Origin of the sequence: Curtobacterium sp. VKM Ac-2889 (assembly GCF_015350855.1) — a bacterium.
GTDB lineage: Bacteria > Actinomycetota > Actinomycetes > Actinomycetales > Microbacteriaceae > Curtobacterium > Curtobacterium poinsettiae.
On record NZ_JADKSC010000001.1, the window covers coordinates 903,544 to 918,081 of the forward strand.

Below are 14,538 nucleotides of genomic sequence, written 5' to 3' on the forward strand. Positions count from 1 at the left end.
GCAGCAGAACCCGTACGGCCAGCCGCCGCAGCAGCAGAACCCGTACGGCCAGCCGCCGCAGCAGCAGAACCCGTACGGCCAGCCGCCGCAGCAGCAGAACCCGTACGCCGCTCCGCAGCAGCCGCAGCCGCAGCCGAATCAGTACGGTCAGCAGCAGAACCCGTACGCGGCCCCGCATCAGCAGCAGCAGCAGCAGCCGCCGCAGCAGGCGTACGGCGCACCGCAGAACCCCTACGGTCAGCAGCAGAACCCGTACGCGCAGCAGCAGCAGCCGTACGCGGCCAACCCGTACTCGTACCAGCCCTACGCGCAGCGCCCGAAGACGAACGTCCTGTCGATCCTGTCGATCGTCTTCGCGTTCGGCGGCGTCATCATCTGGCCGATCATCATCCTGACGAGCCCGGCCGGCGCGATCATGGGCCACATCGCCCTCGGCAAGATCAAGCAGAGCGGCGAGGGCGGCCGTGGCCTGGCGCTCGCCGGCATCATCGGTGGCTGGGTCCTCACGGGCCTGTTCATCCTGATCGTCGCCCTGGTGTGGATCTCGATCGCGAACTCGTCGAACTACTCGGACTACTCCGACTACAGCTCGAACACCGGGGCCTTCGTCAGCTGACGTCGCCGCAGGGCGACGGAGGCCGCGAGCGGCCCCCGGCCGTCAGCCGACCGTGTCGGTGAGCCGCTCGCACAGGATCGCCGTGTGGCGTCCCTCCAGGCGGGTGAGCACGAGTGTGACGCGACCCGATCCGCGCAACCGCAGCCGTTTGCGGAACTGCGCCGGGTCGACGTCGACGCCGCGCTTCTTGATCTCGACGGTGCCGATGCCGTCGGCGGCGAGCCGCGCGGCCAGTCGCTTGACGTCGAGCGGCATCGTGTCGAGCACCCGGAACCCCTGCGCGAAGGGTGTCGTGACGGCCCGGTCGGACGTGACGTAGGCGATGCCGTCGGACAGCATGTGCCCGTCGAGGCCCCTCGCCAGGTCGCCGATCAGTCGCGCGCGGATCACGGCGCCGTCCGGCTCGTACAGGTAGGCGCCGAGCGGTCCGACCTCGGCGTCGTCGGCGTCCGCCGCTCCGGTCATCTCGGCGATGCCGTGGCTGCCGATGACGGTGGCCGCGCGGCGGATGCCGGGCCGTGCGAGGGGGCCGAACCACAGGGCGAGCTCGACGACCTCGCGGTCGACGGAGGTCCACTGGGCCTCAGCGGCGTCCGGGATCAGGTCGCGGTCGATGCCGGGTCCGAGCTTCACGCCGGTCGGCGTCGTCGTCGCTGCAGCGAACACCGTGTCGAGCGAGGGGGACCAGTCGTCCGGGTCGGCGAGTCGGCGGGTGTCGGAGTGGCCGGAGGTGCGTCGTGCGGGGTCCATCCACGCGCCGTCCACCGAAGACAGGTCGAAGGACTCGGCGTCGCCGAGCTCCACCCGCGCGTTCGGCCAGAGGGCCAGGTTGTGGGTCGCGACGGCAGCCGTGACCTCGTCGCGGTCGACGGCGGTGACGTCCAGGTCGAGCGCCGCCATCGCCATGGCGTCCCCGCCGATGCCGCAGCCGAGATCGGCGACCCGGGTGAGCCCCGCGGCGGCGAAGCGTCCGGCGTGCTGGGCCGCGACCTGTAGTCGGGTGGCCTGCTCGAGACCGGCCTCGGTGAAGAGCATCCGGGACGCGAAGTCACCGAACTTGCCGCGGGCCTTGAGCCGGAGCTTCGCCTGGGTCAGCACGGCTGCGACGAGCCGTGGGTCGTGGCCCTCGGCGCGCAGCCGGGACACCACGCGGACGATCTCGCCGCCGTCGGAGACACCGGGGGTACGGTCGAGCAGGGCCATCCCGTCCGGGGTCAGCAGTGCGGTGAGTTCGGCGGCGTCCATGCGTCGATCCTCGCAGGTGCTGCGTGTTCTCCGGGTGTGCTGGCACTCGGATTGACCGAGTGCCAGTGGCCCCCTAGAGTTGGCGTTGGCACTCTCCTGTGCGAAGTGCCAACCGGTTTTCATCTGTACCGAGTCCGTACCGAGAAAGAAGAGGTCACCGTGGCCGTCAGCATCAAGCCGCTCGAGGATCGCATCGTCATCCGCCAGGTCGAGGCGGAGCAGACCACCGCTTCCGGTCTGGTCATCCCCGACACCGCGAAGGAGAAGCCCCAGGAGGGCGAGGTCGTCGCCGTGGGTCCGGGTCGCATCGACGACAACGGCAACCGCGTCCCGCTCGACGTCGCCGTGGGTGACAAGGTCATCTACTCCAAGTACGGCGGAACCGAGGTCAAGTACTCGGGCGAGGACCTGCTGGTCCTGTCGGCCCGCGACGTCCTCGCGGTCATCGTCCACTGAGTCCAGTACGCATGACGGACGCCCCGTCCGGCCTTCGGGCCGACGGGGCGTTCGTGTGTCCGGGGCCGGTCTGCAGGGCGCTCCGGTCCTGATCAGCCCGCTTGCAGCCCGCCTGGAGGCCCGGTGCACGTCCCGGGGTCGGCGGTCGTTCCTAGGATGGTTCCGTGAGTGAACCGAGTCCGGCGCGACCCGTCCGCAGCGAGGCATCCGTCGGCGTGGTGCAGGCCGTCGTGGCCTACGGGCTCTGGGGGCTGATGCCCCTGCTCTTCGCGGCCATGGCCCCCGCGGCGGCGTTCGAGATCGTGTCGTGGCGGATCGTCTTCGGTCTGGTGTTCTGCGCGGTGGCGATCGCGGTCACCCGGTCGTGGCTCCGCACCCGCACCTTGATGGCTCAGCGCCGCGTGATGCTCGTGATGGGGCTCGCCGCCGTCCTGATCCTGGTGAACTGGACCGTCTACGTCCTCGCGACGACGACCGGTCACACGGTCGAGGCCGCGCTCGGGTACTTCATCAACCCGCTCGTCACGATCGCCCTCGGCGTCGTGGTCCTGCGTGAACGCCTGCGTCCGGCGCAGTGGGCCGCGGTCGGGTTGAGCGTCGTGGCGGTCGTGGTCATCGCGATCGGCTACGGGCAGATGCCGTGGATCTCGCTGGCCCTGGCGTTCTCGTTCGGCCTGTACGGCCTGGTGAAGAAGCGCGTCGGCGGCACCGTGGACGCGCTGAGCGGCCTGACGATCGAGACCGTGTGGCTGCTGCCGATCGCGGTCGTGGCGCTGGTGGTGCTCGGTGTGACCGGGCTCGGCGGCGGCGTGACGTTCGCGAGCGAGGGCTGGGGGCACGCCGTCGTCACCGTGCTGACCGGGCCGGCGACCGCGGTGCCGCTGCTGCTCTTCGCCTCGTCGGCGCGCCGGGTGAGCCTGTCGACCCTGGGCTTGACCCAGTACCTGGCACCGGTGATGCAGCTGCTCGTCGGGGTCCTGGTGCAGCACGAGGAGATGTCGGCCGGGCGCTGGTTCGGCTTCGGCATCGTGTGGCTCGCGCTCGTGGTGCTGACGGCGGACTCGTTCGCCGCCGCACGCGTGTCCCGCCGCCGGGCGCTCGCACCCACCCCGGCCGAGCCGGTCTGACCCGGTCTCCACCGCGAAAGCGACAGGCCCCCGCGGAACTTCCGCGGGGGCCTGTCGCTTTCGCGAGCGGTGCTGGGCTGAACCCTACTTCTTCACCGCACCCTGGATGGCGCTCTGGTAGACGGGCTTGTTGTCGCCGTCGAACTTGTAGATGCCGATGTAGGCGCTCGACGGGTCGTTGTTGTCGTCGAACGGACCGATGCCGGACGGGCCGGTGTAGTGGATGTCCTTGCCGTCGTCCAGGAGCGTCTTGCACTCCTTGAACGTCGCACACTCCGTGCCGCCGTCAGCTCCCGACACCGCAGCCATGTTGGCCTGGATCGTGCCGGAGTCGGTGCCCTTGCCCTTCACCGCAGCGAGGGCGGCGAGGACCGTGGCGTCGTACGACTCGGCCGCGTACGAGTAGTCGGCGAGCGTCTTGCCCGACGAGTCCTTGTAGAACGCGGCGAGCTGCTTCTTGAAGTCGTCCTTCGGCGAGGCACCGGGGATGGTGCCCTGGGCGCCGCTGAGGGTGCCCTTGTCGAAGTCCTTCGAGTAGTCCGCCGTGTTGCCGTCGGACATGTAGATCTTCGCTTCGTTCCCCTGCGAGACGAGCTCCGGGATGATCGACTTCGTCTCGTCGAAGGCCAGGACGACGATCGCGTCGGGCTTCTGGGCCAGTGCCGCGGTCACCTCGGACGAGAACGTGGTCTGGCCGGGCGGGAACTCCTGGCCCTCGCCCTTGCCGCCGTAGACGACCTGGCCGCCCGAAGCCTCGACCGCGGCCTGCACGGAGTTGCGGAGACCGGTGCCGTACGTGTCGTTGAAGACCAGGAAGGCGACCTTCGCGTTGCCGTCACCGGTCACGAGCTGACCGAGCGCGGAACCCTGCACCGAGTCCGGCGGTGCGGTCCGGTAGTAGTACGACGAGTACCCGGAGAGGTCGCTCGCCGTGTTCGCCGGCGAGATCTCGACGATGCAGTTGCTGGTCAGCTGGTCGATGACGTTCAGCGTGACGGACGAGGACTCGGCGCCGATCGCGACCGGGACCTTCGCGTTGACGAGCTTCGTCGCCGCGGAGCTCGACACGGTCATGTCGTTGCTGTCACCGGAGTCGGTCGCCGGGTCGATCGTGACGTCCTTGTCGAGGACACCGCCCGCGGCGTTGATGTCCTTGACGGCCAGGCCGACACCGGACTCGGCCGGCGGGTTCAGGTAGGCCAGCGAACCGGTCAGGGGCAGGATCGTGCCGATCTTCAGCGCGTCCGTGCCAGGGGTGTCGGGGGCCTTGCAGCTGGCGGCGGGATCCTTCTTCGCATCGCTCGACGCCGAGCTCGAGGGGGAAGCACTGCCGGTGGTGGAACACGCGGCGAGGAGGACGGCTGCTGCGCCCGCCAACGCCAGTGCCGCGGTGGCACGGGTGGTTCTGATCATCCGTGGAGCCCTTTCTCTGCGCGGAGGCTCTGCCGCTTCGGGTGAATGCGACGCCTCCACTGGATGTCGAGAAACGTAGGGTCCATGTGTTTCGCCCGTGTGACGGGGCGGTACGCAAAGGTGTTTCGTTACCGAGCCGTGACGTTCCTGTGCGTGGGGACAGGCATCCGTGCAGGAGCTGCGGTGCCGGCGTGGTGCCCTGACCTGCGCCAGGCGGATGGTCCGGCAGGGTGTTCGGGAGGCCCGGGGGCGCGCCGGTGGACGGCGGGCCGGTCAGCCGTGCTGTCCCGGTCAGCCGTGCTGTCCCGGTCAGCCGTGCTGGCCCGGTCAGCTCTGCTGTCCGGCTTCCTCGTCGAGTTCGGCCTGGGACCGCAGGACGCAGAACTCGTTGCCCTCCGGGTCGGCGAAGACCACCCATCCGCCGTCCGGGTGGCGCAGGTCGGCGAGCTCCACGGCACCGATGCCGCGGAGCCGCTCGACCTCCTCGTCGCGGGTGCGGTCGGTGGGGCGCAGGTCGAAGTGGATCCGGTTCTTCACGGTCTTCGTCTCGGGCACCTGGAGGAACAGCACCGTGTGCGATCGATCGGGTGCTGTGATCTCGCACTCCTCGTGCCCCGGAGCGTTCGGGTCGTCGGGCAGGTCCACGTACCCGAGCACCTGCTTCCACCACTCGGACTGGGCGTAGGCGTCGCGGGAGTCGATCGTGGTGTGGGAGACAGCGCTGACCATGCCGCGACACTACCGCCGGGGAACGCAGCTGCGGGGGACGGGGCGGGGGACTGGGTGAAGACGCCGTCGTGCTGCTCCGACGCCGCGGTGCTCGCGAGACGCCGCCAAATTCGGCGGCGTCTCGGGGACTCGGCGGCGCCCAACCCACACGACGGCGTCTCGCGCTGCCCGCCAGCCGCTGCTCACGAGCCCGGCTGGCGACGTGCGCCGATCGGTGCTGCGCGGAACAAGGGGAGCCCGGCAGCCGACAGCACCGCAGCCAGCGCTCGTGCATCCGCAGCTTCCCGCATCGTCCACCGCGCGAACCCGCGCACCTCGGGATCCCGTCGGAGCGCGTCCTCACGGTTCTTCTCGTCCCACAGCGCTCGAGGGTCGTCGTACTTCAAGCGACCGTCGAACTCACCGATCACGCCGGCGTCGGGCCACCAGAAGTCCGTCCTGAACCTGCCGAGCGGTGTCTCGAACTCGCGCTGCAGCTCCGGAGCAGGACCCCCGAGGTCACGGGCGGTGACGCGGCTGATCGACTCGCCGGGCGATTCGGCACGGGCATCGGCGAAGTCGATCGCGGCGGCAGCCTGTCGGCATCCGCGCAGGCGCCCAGGTGGTCCGAGCGCGTCGAGTGCGGCGACGAGCCCTTCGCGGCTGACCAGGGCAGACCGGAGCACGTGGTCGAGCACGACGACGGCGTGGGTGAACGACTGCCGACGCGCGATGTCGAGCACGGTCCGGTCGAGCGAGGTCGTCGGGATCCCGTCGACCACGACGCGTTCGCCGTTCCGGATCCGCCCAGCGTGACGGACGACGCCTCGACCGGTGTGCGTCTTGTCGAGCCGGACGTCGATCACGTGCAGCCGCCAGTCGGTCGCGTCGAAGTCAGGCAAGCCCCAGAGCGCCGCGGCCGAGGTCCCCGAGACGACGCACTCGGACTGCAGGGACCCGTACCGTGCGCGGACGAACAGGCGCCGGCGTTCCAGGGGTGAGAGCGCCTCCCACTCCGGACGTTCGACGGCGGCGCCGTGGAACAGGCGTACCGGTTCGTGCAGGGCCGACGGGACACGGACCAGTGCTGTCCGGGCGAGCGCGTTCATCCCCGCAGCATGGAACGCGACCACGGCGCGAGGCGACTCGCACGACGGACCGGTGGAGAGCCTCCAGGCCGTTGCCGCCTGTGGAGGAGTCGCAAGACGCCGTCGTCTCCGAACCACGCCCGGAAAGCGTTGAGACGCCGCCGGATTCGGCGGCGTCTCAACGACACGACGGCGTCTTGCGGACCAGAACCGGCCCGGCCCGCGGGCTAGCTGCGGTAGTTCGGCGCCTCGACGACCATCTGGACGTCGTGCGGGTGGGACTCCTTGAGCCCCGCCGCGGTGATGCGGACGAACTTGCCACGGGCCTTCAGCTCGGGGATCGTGCGACCGCCGACGTAGAACATCGACTGCCGCAGCCCACCGGTGAGCTGGTAGACGACGTTGCCGACCGAGCCACGGTAGGGCACCTGGCCCTCGATGCCCTCGGGGATGAGCTTGTCGTCGTTCGGCACGTCCGCCTGGAAGTAGCGGTCCTTCGAGTACGAGGTCTTCTTGCCGCGGGTCTGCAGGGCCCCGAGGGACCCCATGCCGCGGTAGGCCTTGAACTGCTTGCCGCCCACGAACACCAGGTCACCGGGGGACTCGTCGGTGCCGGCCAGCAGTGAGCCGAGCATGACGGTGTCGGCACCGGCGACCAGGGCCTTCGCGATGTCGCCCGAGTACTGCAGGCCACCGTCGGCGATGATCGGCACGCCGGCTTCACGTGCGGCGAGGGAGGCCTCGTACACGGCCGTCACCTGCGGCACACCCACACCGGCGACGACGCGCGTGGTGCAGATCGAGCCCGGGCCGACACCGACCTTGACGGCGTCGACACCGGCGTCGATGAGCGCCTGGGCGCCCGCGCGGGTGGCGACGTTGCCGCCGATGACGTCGATCGCGTCGAACGTCGGGTCGGCCTTGAGGCGGCGGACCATGTCGAGCACGCCTTCGCTCTCACCGTTGGCGGTGTCGACGACGAGCACGTCGACGCCGGCGTCACGCAGGGCCTCGGCGCGCTGCCAGGCGTCGCCGAAGAAGCCGATCGCGGCACCGACGCGGAGCCGGCCCTCGTCGTCCTTGGTGGCGTCCGGGTACTGCTCGCTCTTGTCGAAGTCCTTGACGGTGATGAGGCCGCGGAGCTTGCCCTCGGCGTCGACCAGCGGCAGCTTCTCGATCTTGTGCTGGGCGAAGATGGCGATCGCCTCTTCGGGGTCGATGCCCTCGAGCGCGGTGATCAGCGGCGCCTTCGTCATGACGTCGCGCACGTACGTGGTGGCCTGCTCGAACGTGGCCACGAAGCGCATGTCGCGGTTCGTGATGATGCCGACGAGGGTGCCGTCCTGCTCGACGACCGGCAGGCCGGAGACACGGAACTGGCCGCAGAGCGCGTCGACCTCGGCCACGGTGGCGTCCGGGGTGGTGGTCACCGGGTTGGTGATCATGCCCGACTCGGAGCGCTTGACCTTATCGACGTAGGCAGCCTGGTCCTCGATGGACAGGTTGCGGTGCAGGATCCCGATGCCGCCCTGGCGCGCCATGGCGATCGCCATGCGGGCTTCGGTGACGGTGTCCATCGCAGCGGAGAGCAGCGGGACGTTGACGGAGATCCGCTTGGTGAGCCGGGACGCGGTGGACGCCTCGCTCGGGATGACGTCGGTGTGCCCGGGCAGGAGCATGACGTCGTCGTACGTGAGTCCGATGAATCCGAACGGATCCGGCTGGTCCATGGGTCCCCTTCGTGGGCGAGTGAAGTGTCGAGACACCGGGAACACGACGACGGGTTCCGGATAGGACATGGTAACGCGAGCGGCTGTCGCCGCATTCCGCCTGGAGGCACGGATCGCGCCCGCCTCGGAGCATTCCTCCACAACGTCACAGTTCGGGTACGAATCACACAGGGAACGTGTTGGAAACACGGGTGTCACAAAATCCCCATAGGTTCCTCGTCATCCGAACGAGAGGCTCTTCCGTGGGATCCATCACTCCTCCGGGACGGGCGCAGCCGCGCCTGTTCCGCCTCCGCCAGACACGACGACGACCGGTCCTCGCGGCCGTGCTCGTCGCCGCGTTCCTGGCGACCTTCCTGATCGACTGGGCGGTCACCCTGCCGGCCTTCAGTGCCACGTCGGCTCCGGCCACCAGCCAGGCGTGCACCGTCAGCCCTGACAACGGGTGCATCCAGGGCACGATCACCGACTCCGAGCGTGATCCGGCCGAGGGCGTCGACGTCGACGTGACCGGCCCGAGCGGCTTCGACCAGACGGCCACGACCAACGCCGACGGCCGCTGGTCCGTCAAGGTCGAGACCGCTGGCGAGTACACGGTGAGCGTCGACCAGGGCACCCTGCCGAAGGGGCAGTACCTGACGAACGCCGCGGACGCCGAGCGGAAGGTGCAGGCGACGCTGAACGCCAACGTCGGGCAGATCTTCCAGCTGTCCGACCAGAAGGGCGCGACGACCTCGTCCGACTCGTCGGGTGTGAGCATGCAGCGGGCCTGGCAGCAGTTCGCCTCCGGGCTCCGGCTCGGCCTGCTGATCGCGCTGGCGTCCATCGGGCTCTCGCTCATCTACGGCACGACGGGGTTGTCGAGCTTCTCGCACGGTGAGCAGGTCACCCTCGGCGGTCTGCTGGCGTACGTCTTCGCCAACCAGCTCGGCTGGAACATCTGGGTCACCGGCATCGTCGTCACGCTGTTGTGCGCCGCGACCGGGTACCTGCAGGACGCCGCGATCTGGCGCCCGCTCCGGCGCCGACGCATCAGCCTGACGCAGCTCATGATCGTGACGATCGGGCTGTCGATCGCCGCCCAGTACGCGTTCCAGTACTTCTTCGGCGCCTCGACGGTCCGCATCCAGCAGGGCAACCCGGAGACCGTGCGGTTCGCCGGCGTGACCCTGACGGTGCAGTCCTACGTCGCCATGGGGATCGCGCTCGTGGTCCTCGTCGCCACCGGGCTCTTCCTGGCGAAGACGCGCTTCGGCCGGGCCACCCGCGCCGTGTCGGACAACCCGGCGCTCGCCGCGGCCTCCGGCATCGACGTCGACCGGGTGATCCGCTTCGTGTGGACGCTCGCCGCCGGTCTGGCTGGCCTGTCCGGCGTGATGCTCGGGCTCGTCCTGAACGGCGTGAACTGGCAGACGGGGCTCCAGCTGCTCCTGCTCATGTTCGCCTCGGTCACGCTCGGCGGCCTCGGTACCGCGTACGGCGCCCTGGTCGGCTCGATGATCATCGGCGTCGTCGTGGAGCTCACGAACCTGGTGCTCCCCGGTGACTTCAAGTACGCCACCGCCCTCGTCATCCTCATCCTCATCCTGCTGTTCCGGCCGCAGGGCATCTTCGGCCGCGCCGAGCGGATCGGCTAAGGGAGCACGCGCATGGACTACATCCTCAACCTGCTGTCCTCGCTCACCCAGGAGGCACTCGCCCCGACCACGGCGGCGTTCGCGCTGGCCGCGATCGGCCTGAACGTGCACTTCGGGCTCACCGGGCTCGTGAACATGGGCCAGGCGGCGTTCCTGCTGCTCGGGGCCTACGGCTTCGCGATCTCGATCACCAACGGACTGCCGTTCGTGATGGCGGTGCTCATCGCCCTGCTCGTCTCGATCGTGTTCGCGATCATCCTCGGCGTCCCGACCCTGCGGTTGCGCGGCGACTACCTGGCGATCGTCACGATCTCCGGCGCCGAGATCATCCGCATGGTGGGCCGCTCGAGCCTGCTCACCTCGACCACGGGCGGCTCGAACGGCATCACCGGGTCGAGCTACCGCGACCCGTTCACCGCCCTCAGCCCACTGCCCGACGGCACCACCACGATCCTGTGGTTCACGTACGCCAACAACGGCGTCAACGGCTGGTGGATCCGCATCGCGGCGTGGGCCATGGTCGCCCTGTTCACCCTGGTGCTCTTCCTGCTCATGCGCAGCCCGTGGGGCCGCGTGGTGAAGGCCATCCGCGAGGACGAGGACGCCGTCCGCTCGCTCGGCAAGAACGTCTACTCGTACAAGATGCAGGCGCTCGTGTTCGGTGGGGCGCTCGGTGCGATCGCGGGCATCATCTACGTCCTGCCGAGTTCCGTGCAACCGGACGCCATGGGCCGCTCGATGACGTTCTTCATCTGGACGGCGCTCATCCTCGGTGGCGCGGCGACGGTGTTCGGACCGGTGCTCGGAGCCGTGCTCTTCTTCGTCGTCCGGCTCTTCATCCGCACGCTGGCCGGCGACTTCATCCCCGACTCGATCATGAACGCACAGCAGGCCGAGCAGTTCTCGTACGTGCTCGTCGGCGTCGCGCTCATGCTGCTCATCGTGTTCCGTCCACAGGGGTTGCTCGGCAACAAGAAGGAGCTGACGTTCAGTGTCTGAGACCTACGGCCACCCCAAGGCCGACCCGATCCTCACCGTCGACGACGTCACCCGCCGCTTCGGGGGCATGACCGCCGTGGACGTCGACCACCTCGAGGTCCAGCGCGGCTCCATCACGGCCCTGATCGGCCCGAACGGCGCCGGCAAGACCACGTTCTTCAACCTGCTCACCGGATTCGACAAGCCGAGCCCCGGTGCGAAGACGCAGTTCAACGGCGCCACGCTGCAGAAGACGAGCGCGACGCACATCGCGAACAAGGGCATGGTCCGCACCTTCCAGCTGACCAAGGCCCTGTCGCGGCTCACCGTGATGCAGAACATGCTGCTCGGCGCTCGCGACCAGCCCGGCGAGAACTTCTTCGCCGCCCTGGTCAAGCCGGTGTGGGCGAAGCGGGAGCGCGAGATCACGGCCAAGGCCGAGGACCTGCTCGCCCGGTTCAAGCTCGACACCAAGGCCGACGACTACGCGGGCTCGCTGTCCGGCGGGCAGCGGAAGCTGCTCGAGATGGCCCGGGCGCTGATGTCCGACCCGACGATGATCATGCTCGACGAGCCGATGGCCGGCGTGAACCCCGCGCTCACCCAGTCGCTCCTCGGGCACATCCAGTCCCTGCGCGACGACGGCATGACCGTGCTGTTCGTCGAGCACGACATGCACATGGTCCGGCACATCTCGGACTGGGTGGTCGTGATGGCCGAGGGCAAGGTCGTCGCCGAGGGCCCGGCGGACACGGTGATGGACGACCAGGCCGTGATCGACGCCTACCTCGGTGCGCACCACGACACCGACCTGGGTGACGACTCGCTCCTCACCGAGGAGACCTTCGAGGAACTGGCAGAGGAAGTCGCGGAAGAAGACGCGGCGGACGCAGCAGCAGAGGAGACGACCCGATGACGGACCAGGCGGACCCCACGAACGCGAGCAGTGCCTCCAGTCCGTCCCCGGCGGCCACGCTGGAACGCGAGCCGGTGCTCAGCGCGAAGAACCTCGTCGCCGGCTACCTGCCGGGCGTGAACATCCTGAACGGCTGCGACCTGGACTGCTACCCGGGCGAGCTCATCGGCATCATCGGGCCGAACGGGGCGGGCAAGTCGACGCTCCTCAAGGCGCTGTTCGGGCTCGTGTCCATCCGCGAGGGTTCGGTGACCCTGCAGGGTGACGACATCACGAACCTCAAGGCGAACAAGCTCGTGCAGGCCGGTGTCGGCTTCGTGCCGCAGACGAACAACGTGTTCCCGTCGCTGTCGATCGAGGAGAACCTGCAGATGGGGCTGTACCTGCGGCCCCGGAAGTTCACCGAGCGGCTCGAGGTCATCTACGACCTGTTCCCGATCCTCGCCCAGCGGCGGAACCAGCGGGCCGGATCGCTGTCGGGCGGTGAGCGGCAGTCCGTCGCGATGGCCCGGGCGCTGATGATGGACCCGAAGGTGCTGCTGCTCGACGAGCCGAGCGCCGGACTGTCCCCCGTGCGTCAGGACGAGACGTTCCTGCGGACCCGCCGGATCAACAAGGCCGGTGTGTCGATCATCATGGTGGAGCAGAACGCGCGACGCTGTCTGCAGATCTGCGATCGTGGGTACGTGCTCGACCAGGGGAAGAACGCGTACTCGGGCACCGGGAAGGAACTCGCTGACGATCCCAAGGTCATCGAGCTCTACCTGGGGACGCTCGCCAAGGACGTCGACGCACAGCGCTAGCGCTGTCGTCGGCTACGGGTACCGCTGTGGGGGTGGTATCCGTGACGGGTGGGGCCGTGCGTGGTCGCTTCGCGCCGCACGGCCCCGCTCCTGTACCCGCCCCGGAGGCGCGGCTCGCCTCTGGTCGCGTCCGATCGCGTCTGGTCGGGTGACTGTGGTCGCGTCTGGTCGCGTGACTGTGGTCGCATGACGCCGTCGTGTTCCGTCGACGCCGCGGTCCCGTCGAGACGCCTCGGAATCCAGCGGCGTCTCGTCGGGATGGCGGCGTCCTGCGCTGACGACGGCGTCTTCCGTTGACGACGGCGTCGCCCGTCGCACCCGGCCAGGAGGCGCTACTCGCCCCGCGCGGGTCGGTATCGTTCCGCAGGTGCAGAGACTGTCGGTGAGCGCGATGGACGCCCTGGTGTGGGTGGTCTTCATCGCGCTGTTCGTCGGTGCGGCGCTGCTCGTCAAGGTCGCGGCGGTGCTCCTCGTCGTCCTCGTGGTGCTCGCGCTCCTGCTCGGCTTCGTGCTGCGGGTGCTCCGCAAACGTCGACGAGCCCCGCGCCGCCCGCGCTGACGGCTCCGCCGTGACGGCTGCACGGTGCGAGGTTGCCCGCGGTCCGCACCGTCCGGCCCGTGCACGCCGAAGAGCCCGCCCGGTAGGCTGTCCTGGTGAGCGAAGTCGAGATCGGTGCAGGCAAGCGCGGACGTCGGGCGTACGCGTTCGACGACATCGCGGTGGTCCCCTCCAGGCGGACGCGTGACCCGCGCGACGTCAGCGTGCAGTGGTCGATCGACGCGTTCACGTTCGAGTCGCCGATCCTGTCGGCACCGATGGACTCCGTGTCCTCGCCCGCGACGGTCATCCAGATGGGCAAGCTCGGCATCCTGGGCGTGCTCGACCTCGAAGGTCTGTGGACCCGCTACGAGGACCCGACCCCGTACTACGACGAGATCAAGTCGCTCACCGACGGCAACGTCACGAAGCGCATGCAGGAGATCTACTCCGAGCCGATCAAGGCCGAGCTGATCACCGCCCGCCTGGCCGAGATCCGCGCAGCCGGGGTGCCGGTCGCCGGTTCGCTCAGCCCGCAGCGCACCCAGGAGTTCTCGAAGACGGTCGTCGACGCCGGTGTCGACCTGTTCGTCATCCGCGGCACCACGGTCTCGGCGGAGCACGTCTCCCAGACCGAGGAACCCCTCAACCTCAAGAAGTTCATCTACGAGCTGGACGTCCCGGTGATCGTGGGCGGCGCCTCGACCTACACGTCGGCGCTGCACCTCATGCGCACCGGTGCCGCCGGTGTGCTCGTCGGCTTCGGTGGCGGCGCAGCGTCGACCACCCGTGCCGCACTCGGCATCCACGCCCCGATGGCCACCGCCGTCGCGGACGTCGCAGGTGCCCGTCGCGACTACCTCGACGAGTCGGGCGGCCGCTACGTGCACGTCATCGCCGACGGCGGGCTCGACACCGCGGGCGACATCGTCAAGGCCATCGCCGTCGGCGCCGACGCCGTCATGCTCGGCACCGCGCTGGCCCGTGCGACCGAGGCCCCGGGTGGCGGCTACCACTGGGGTGCCGAGGCGCACCACCCCGAGCTGCCGCGTGGCCGCCGGGTCGAGGTGGGCACGATCGCCCCGCTCGAGAACGTCCTGAACGGACCGACGCCGACCCACGACGGCCGCGCCAACCTGGTCGGTGCCCTGCGCCGCTCGATGGCGACGACCGGATACTCCGACGCCAAGGAGTTCCAGCGAGTAGAAGTGGTCGTGGCGCCGTACCACCAGTGACGGTGGCACCCGGACACTGCTCCGGGTGACGCCACGGCGCCGACCGTG

14 protein-coding genes are annotated in these 14,538 nt (G+C 69.3%); 9 read left to right on the top strand and 5 right to left on the bottom strand.

The window, feature by feature from the left end:
• The coding region (locus ITJ50_RS04605; RefSeq protein WP_194590000.1) for a DUF4190 domain-containing protein at nt 1–616 on the top strand (616 nt) is incomplete at its 5' end.
• Nucleotides 617–658: 42 nt separating this feature from the next.
• On the opposite strand, the gene ITJ50_RS04610 is transcribed toward ITJ50_RS04605, so the two are convergent.
• The gene (locus ITJ50_RS04610; RefSeq protein WP_071250156.1) at nt 659–1,861 is read right to left on the bottom strand and encodes a class I SAM-dependent methyltransferase; all 1,203 of its coding nucleotides are present in this window, start codon (nt 1,859–1,861) and stop codon (nt 659–661) included.
• A gap of 159 nt (nt 1,862–2,020) precedes the next feature.
• Here ITJ50_RS04610 and groES point away from each other — a divergent pair, with 159 nt between their 5' ends.
• Together groES and rarD are read left to right on the top strand one after the other, a co-directional pair.
• Nucleotides 2,021–2,317, top strand: coding sequence for a co-chaperone GroES (groES, locus tag ITJ50_RS04615; RefSeq protein ID WP_017885484.1), 297 nt, complete (start codon nt 2,021–2,023; stop codon nt 2,315–2,317).
• Between the two features lie 164 nt (nt 2,318–2,481).
• Complete coding sequence (gene rarD / locus ITJ50_RS04620; protein WP_194590001.1) at nt 2,482–3,444, top strand: EamA family transporter RarD; 963 nt, start codon at nt 2,482–2,484, stop codon at nt 3,442–3,444.
• A gap of 84 nt (nt 3,445–3,528) precedes the next feature.
• Here rarD and ITJ50_RS04625 read toward each other — a convergent pair whose 3' ends face one another.
• From ITJ50_RS04625 to guaB, 4 genes are all read right to left on the bottom strand, one after another.
• The gene (locus ITJ50_RS04625) at nt 3,529–4,857 is read right to left on the bottom strand and encodes an ABC transporter substrate-binding protein (RefSeq protein WP_031259028.1); all 1,329 of its coding nucleotides are present in this window, start codon (nt 4,855–4,857) and stop codon (nt 3,529–3,531) included.
• A 327-nt stretch (nt 4,858–5,184) separates the two neighbouring features.
• A complete protein-coding gene (locus tag ITJ50_RS04630) occupies nt 5,185–5,586 on the bottom strand; it encodes a VOC family protein (protein ID WP_017885481.1) in 402 nt (133 codons plus the stop codon).
• A 182-nt stretch (nt 5,587–5,768) separates the two neighbouring features.
• On the bottom strand, nt 5,769–6,674 hold the full coding sequence (locus ITJ50_RS04635; protein ID WP_017885480.1) for a hypothetical protein: 906 nt from the start codon (nt 6,672–6,674) through the stop codon (nt 5,769–5,771).
• Nucleotides 6,675–6,880: 206 nt separating this feature from the next.
• Nucleotides 6,881–8,383 (bottom strand): IMP dehydrogenase, encoded by a 1,503-nt coding sequence (gene guaB, locus ITJ50_RS04640; RefSeq protein WP_017885479.1) that lies wholly within the window; start codon nt 8,381–8,383, stop codon nt 6,881–6,883.
• A gap of 326 nt (nt 8,384–8,709) precedes the next feature.
• On the opposite strand from guaB, the gene ITJ50_RS04645 reads away from it, so the two are divergent.
• The 6 genes from ITJ50_RS04645 (at nt 8,710) to ITJ50_RS04670 (ending at nt 14,490) form a co-directional block, all read left to right on the top strand.
• A complete protein-coding gene (locus ITJ50_RS04645) occupies nt 8,710–10,020 on the top strand; it encodes a branched-chain amino acid ABC transporter permease (RefSeq protein WP_017885478.1) in 1,311 nt (436 codons plus the stop codon).
• Between the two features lie 12 nt (nt 10,021–10,032).
• Nucleotides 10,033–11,019: a branched-chain amino acid ABC transporter permease gene (locus ITJ50_RS04650; protein ID WP_017885477.1), complete on the top strand. Its 987-nt coding sequence runs from the start codon at nt 10,033–10,035 to the stop codon at nt 11,017–11,019.
• Nucleotides 11,012–11,914 (top strand): ABC transporter ATP-binding protein, encoded by a 903-nt coding sequence (locus tag ITJ50_RS04655; RefSeq protein ID WP_017885476.1) that lies wholly within the window; start codon nt 11,012–11,014, stop codon nt 11,912–11,914. Before ITJ50_RS04650 ends, ITJ50_RS04655 begins: the two co-directional genes overlap by 8 nt.
• Nucleotides 11,911–12,717 carry an ABC transporter ATP-binding protein gene (locus ITJ50_RS04660; protein ID WP_071250167.1) on the top strand — a complete coding sequence of 269 codons (807 nt, stop codon included), beginning with the start codon at nt 11,911–11,913 and terminating at the stop codon, nt 12,715–12,717. The genes ITJ50_RS04655 and ITJ50_RS04660 overlap by 4 nt, the downstream gene beginning before the upstream one ends.
• A gap of 367 nt (nt 12,718–13,084) precedes the next feature.
• The gene (locus tag ITJ50_RS04665; protein ID WP_139179596.1) at nt 13,085–13,276 is read left to right on the top strand and encodes a hypothetical protein; all 192 of its coding nucleotides are present in this window, start codon (nt 13,085–13,087) and stop codon (nt 13,274–13,276) included.
• Between the two features lie 95 nt (nt 13,277–13,371).
• Nucleotides 13,372–14,490, top strand: a complete 1,119-nt coding sequence (locus ITJ50_RS04670; RefSeq protein ID WP_017885473.1) for a GuaB3 family IMP dehydrogenase-related protein — start codon at nt 13,372–13,374, stop codon at nt 14,488–14,490.
• The last annotated feature ends 48 nt before the right edge of the window (nt 14,491–14,538 follow it).

Bases quoted from the DNA above. Each gene is read 5' to 3' on its own strand.
- ITJ50_RS04610 (WP_071250156.1), bottom strand. From the start codon at position 1,861: ATGGACGCCGCCGAACTCACCGCACTGCTGACCCCGGACGGGATGGCC.
- ITJ50_RS04625 (WP_031259028.1), bottom strand. From the start codon at position 4,857: ATGATCAGAACCACCCGTGCCACCGCGGCACTGGCGTTGGCGGGCGCA.
- ITJ50_RS04630 (WP_017885481.1), bottom strand. From the start codon at position 5,586: ATGGTCAGCGCTGTCTCCCACACCACGATCGACTCCCGCGACGCCTAC.
- ITJ50_RS04635 (WP_017885480.1), bottom strand. From the start codon at position 6,674: ATGAACGCGCTCGCCCGGACAGCACTGGTCCGTGTCCCGTCGGCCCTG.
- guaB (WP_017885479.1), bottom strand. From the start codon at position 8,383: ATGGACCAGCCGGATCCGTTCGGATTCATCGGACTCACGTACGACGAC.
- ITJ50_RS04650 (WP_017885477.1), top strand. From the start codon at position 10,033: ATGGACTACATCCTCAACCTGCTGTCCTCGCTCACCCAGGAGGCACTC.
- ITJ50_RS04660 (WP_071250167.1), top strand. From the start codon at position 11,911: ATGACGGACCAGGCGGACCCCACGAACGCGAGCAGTGCCTCCAGTCCG.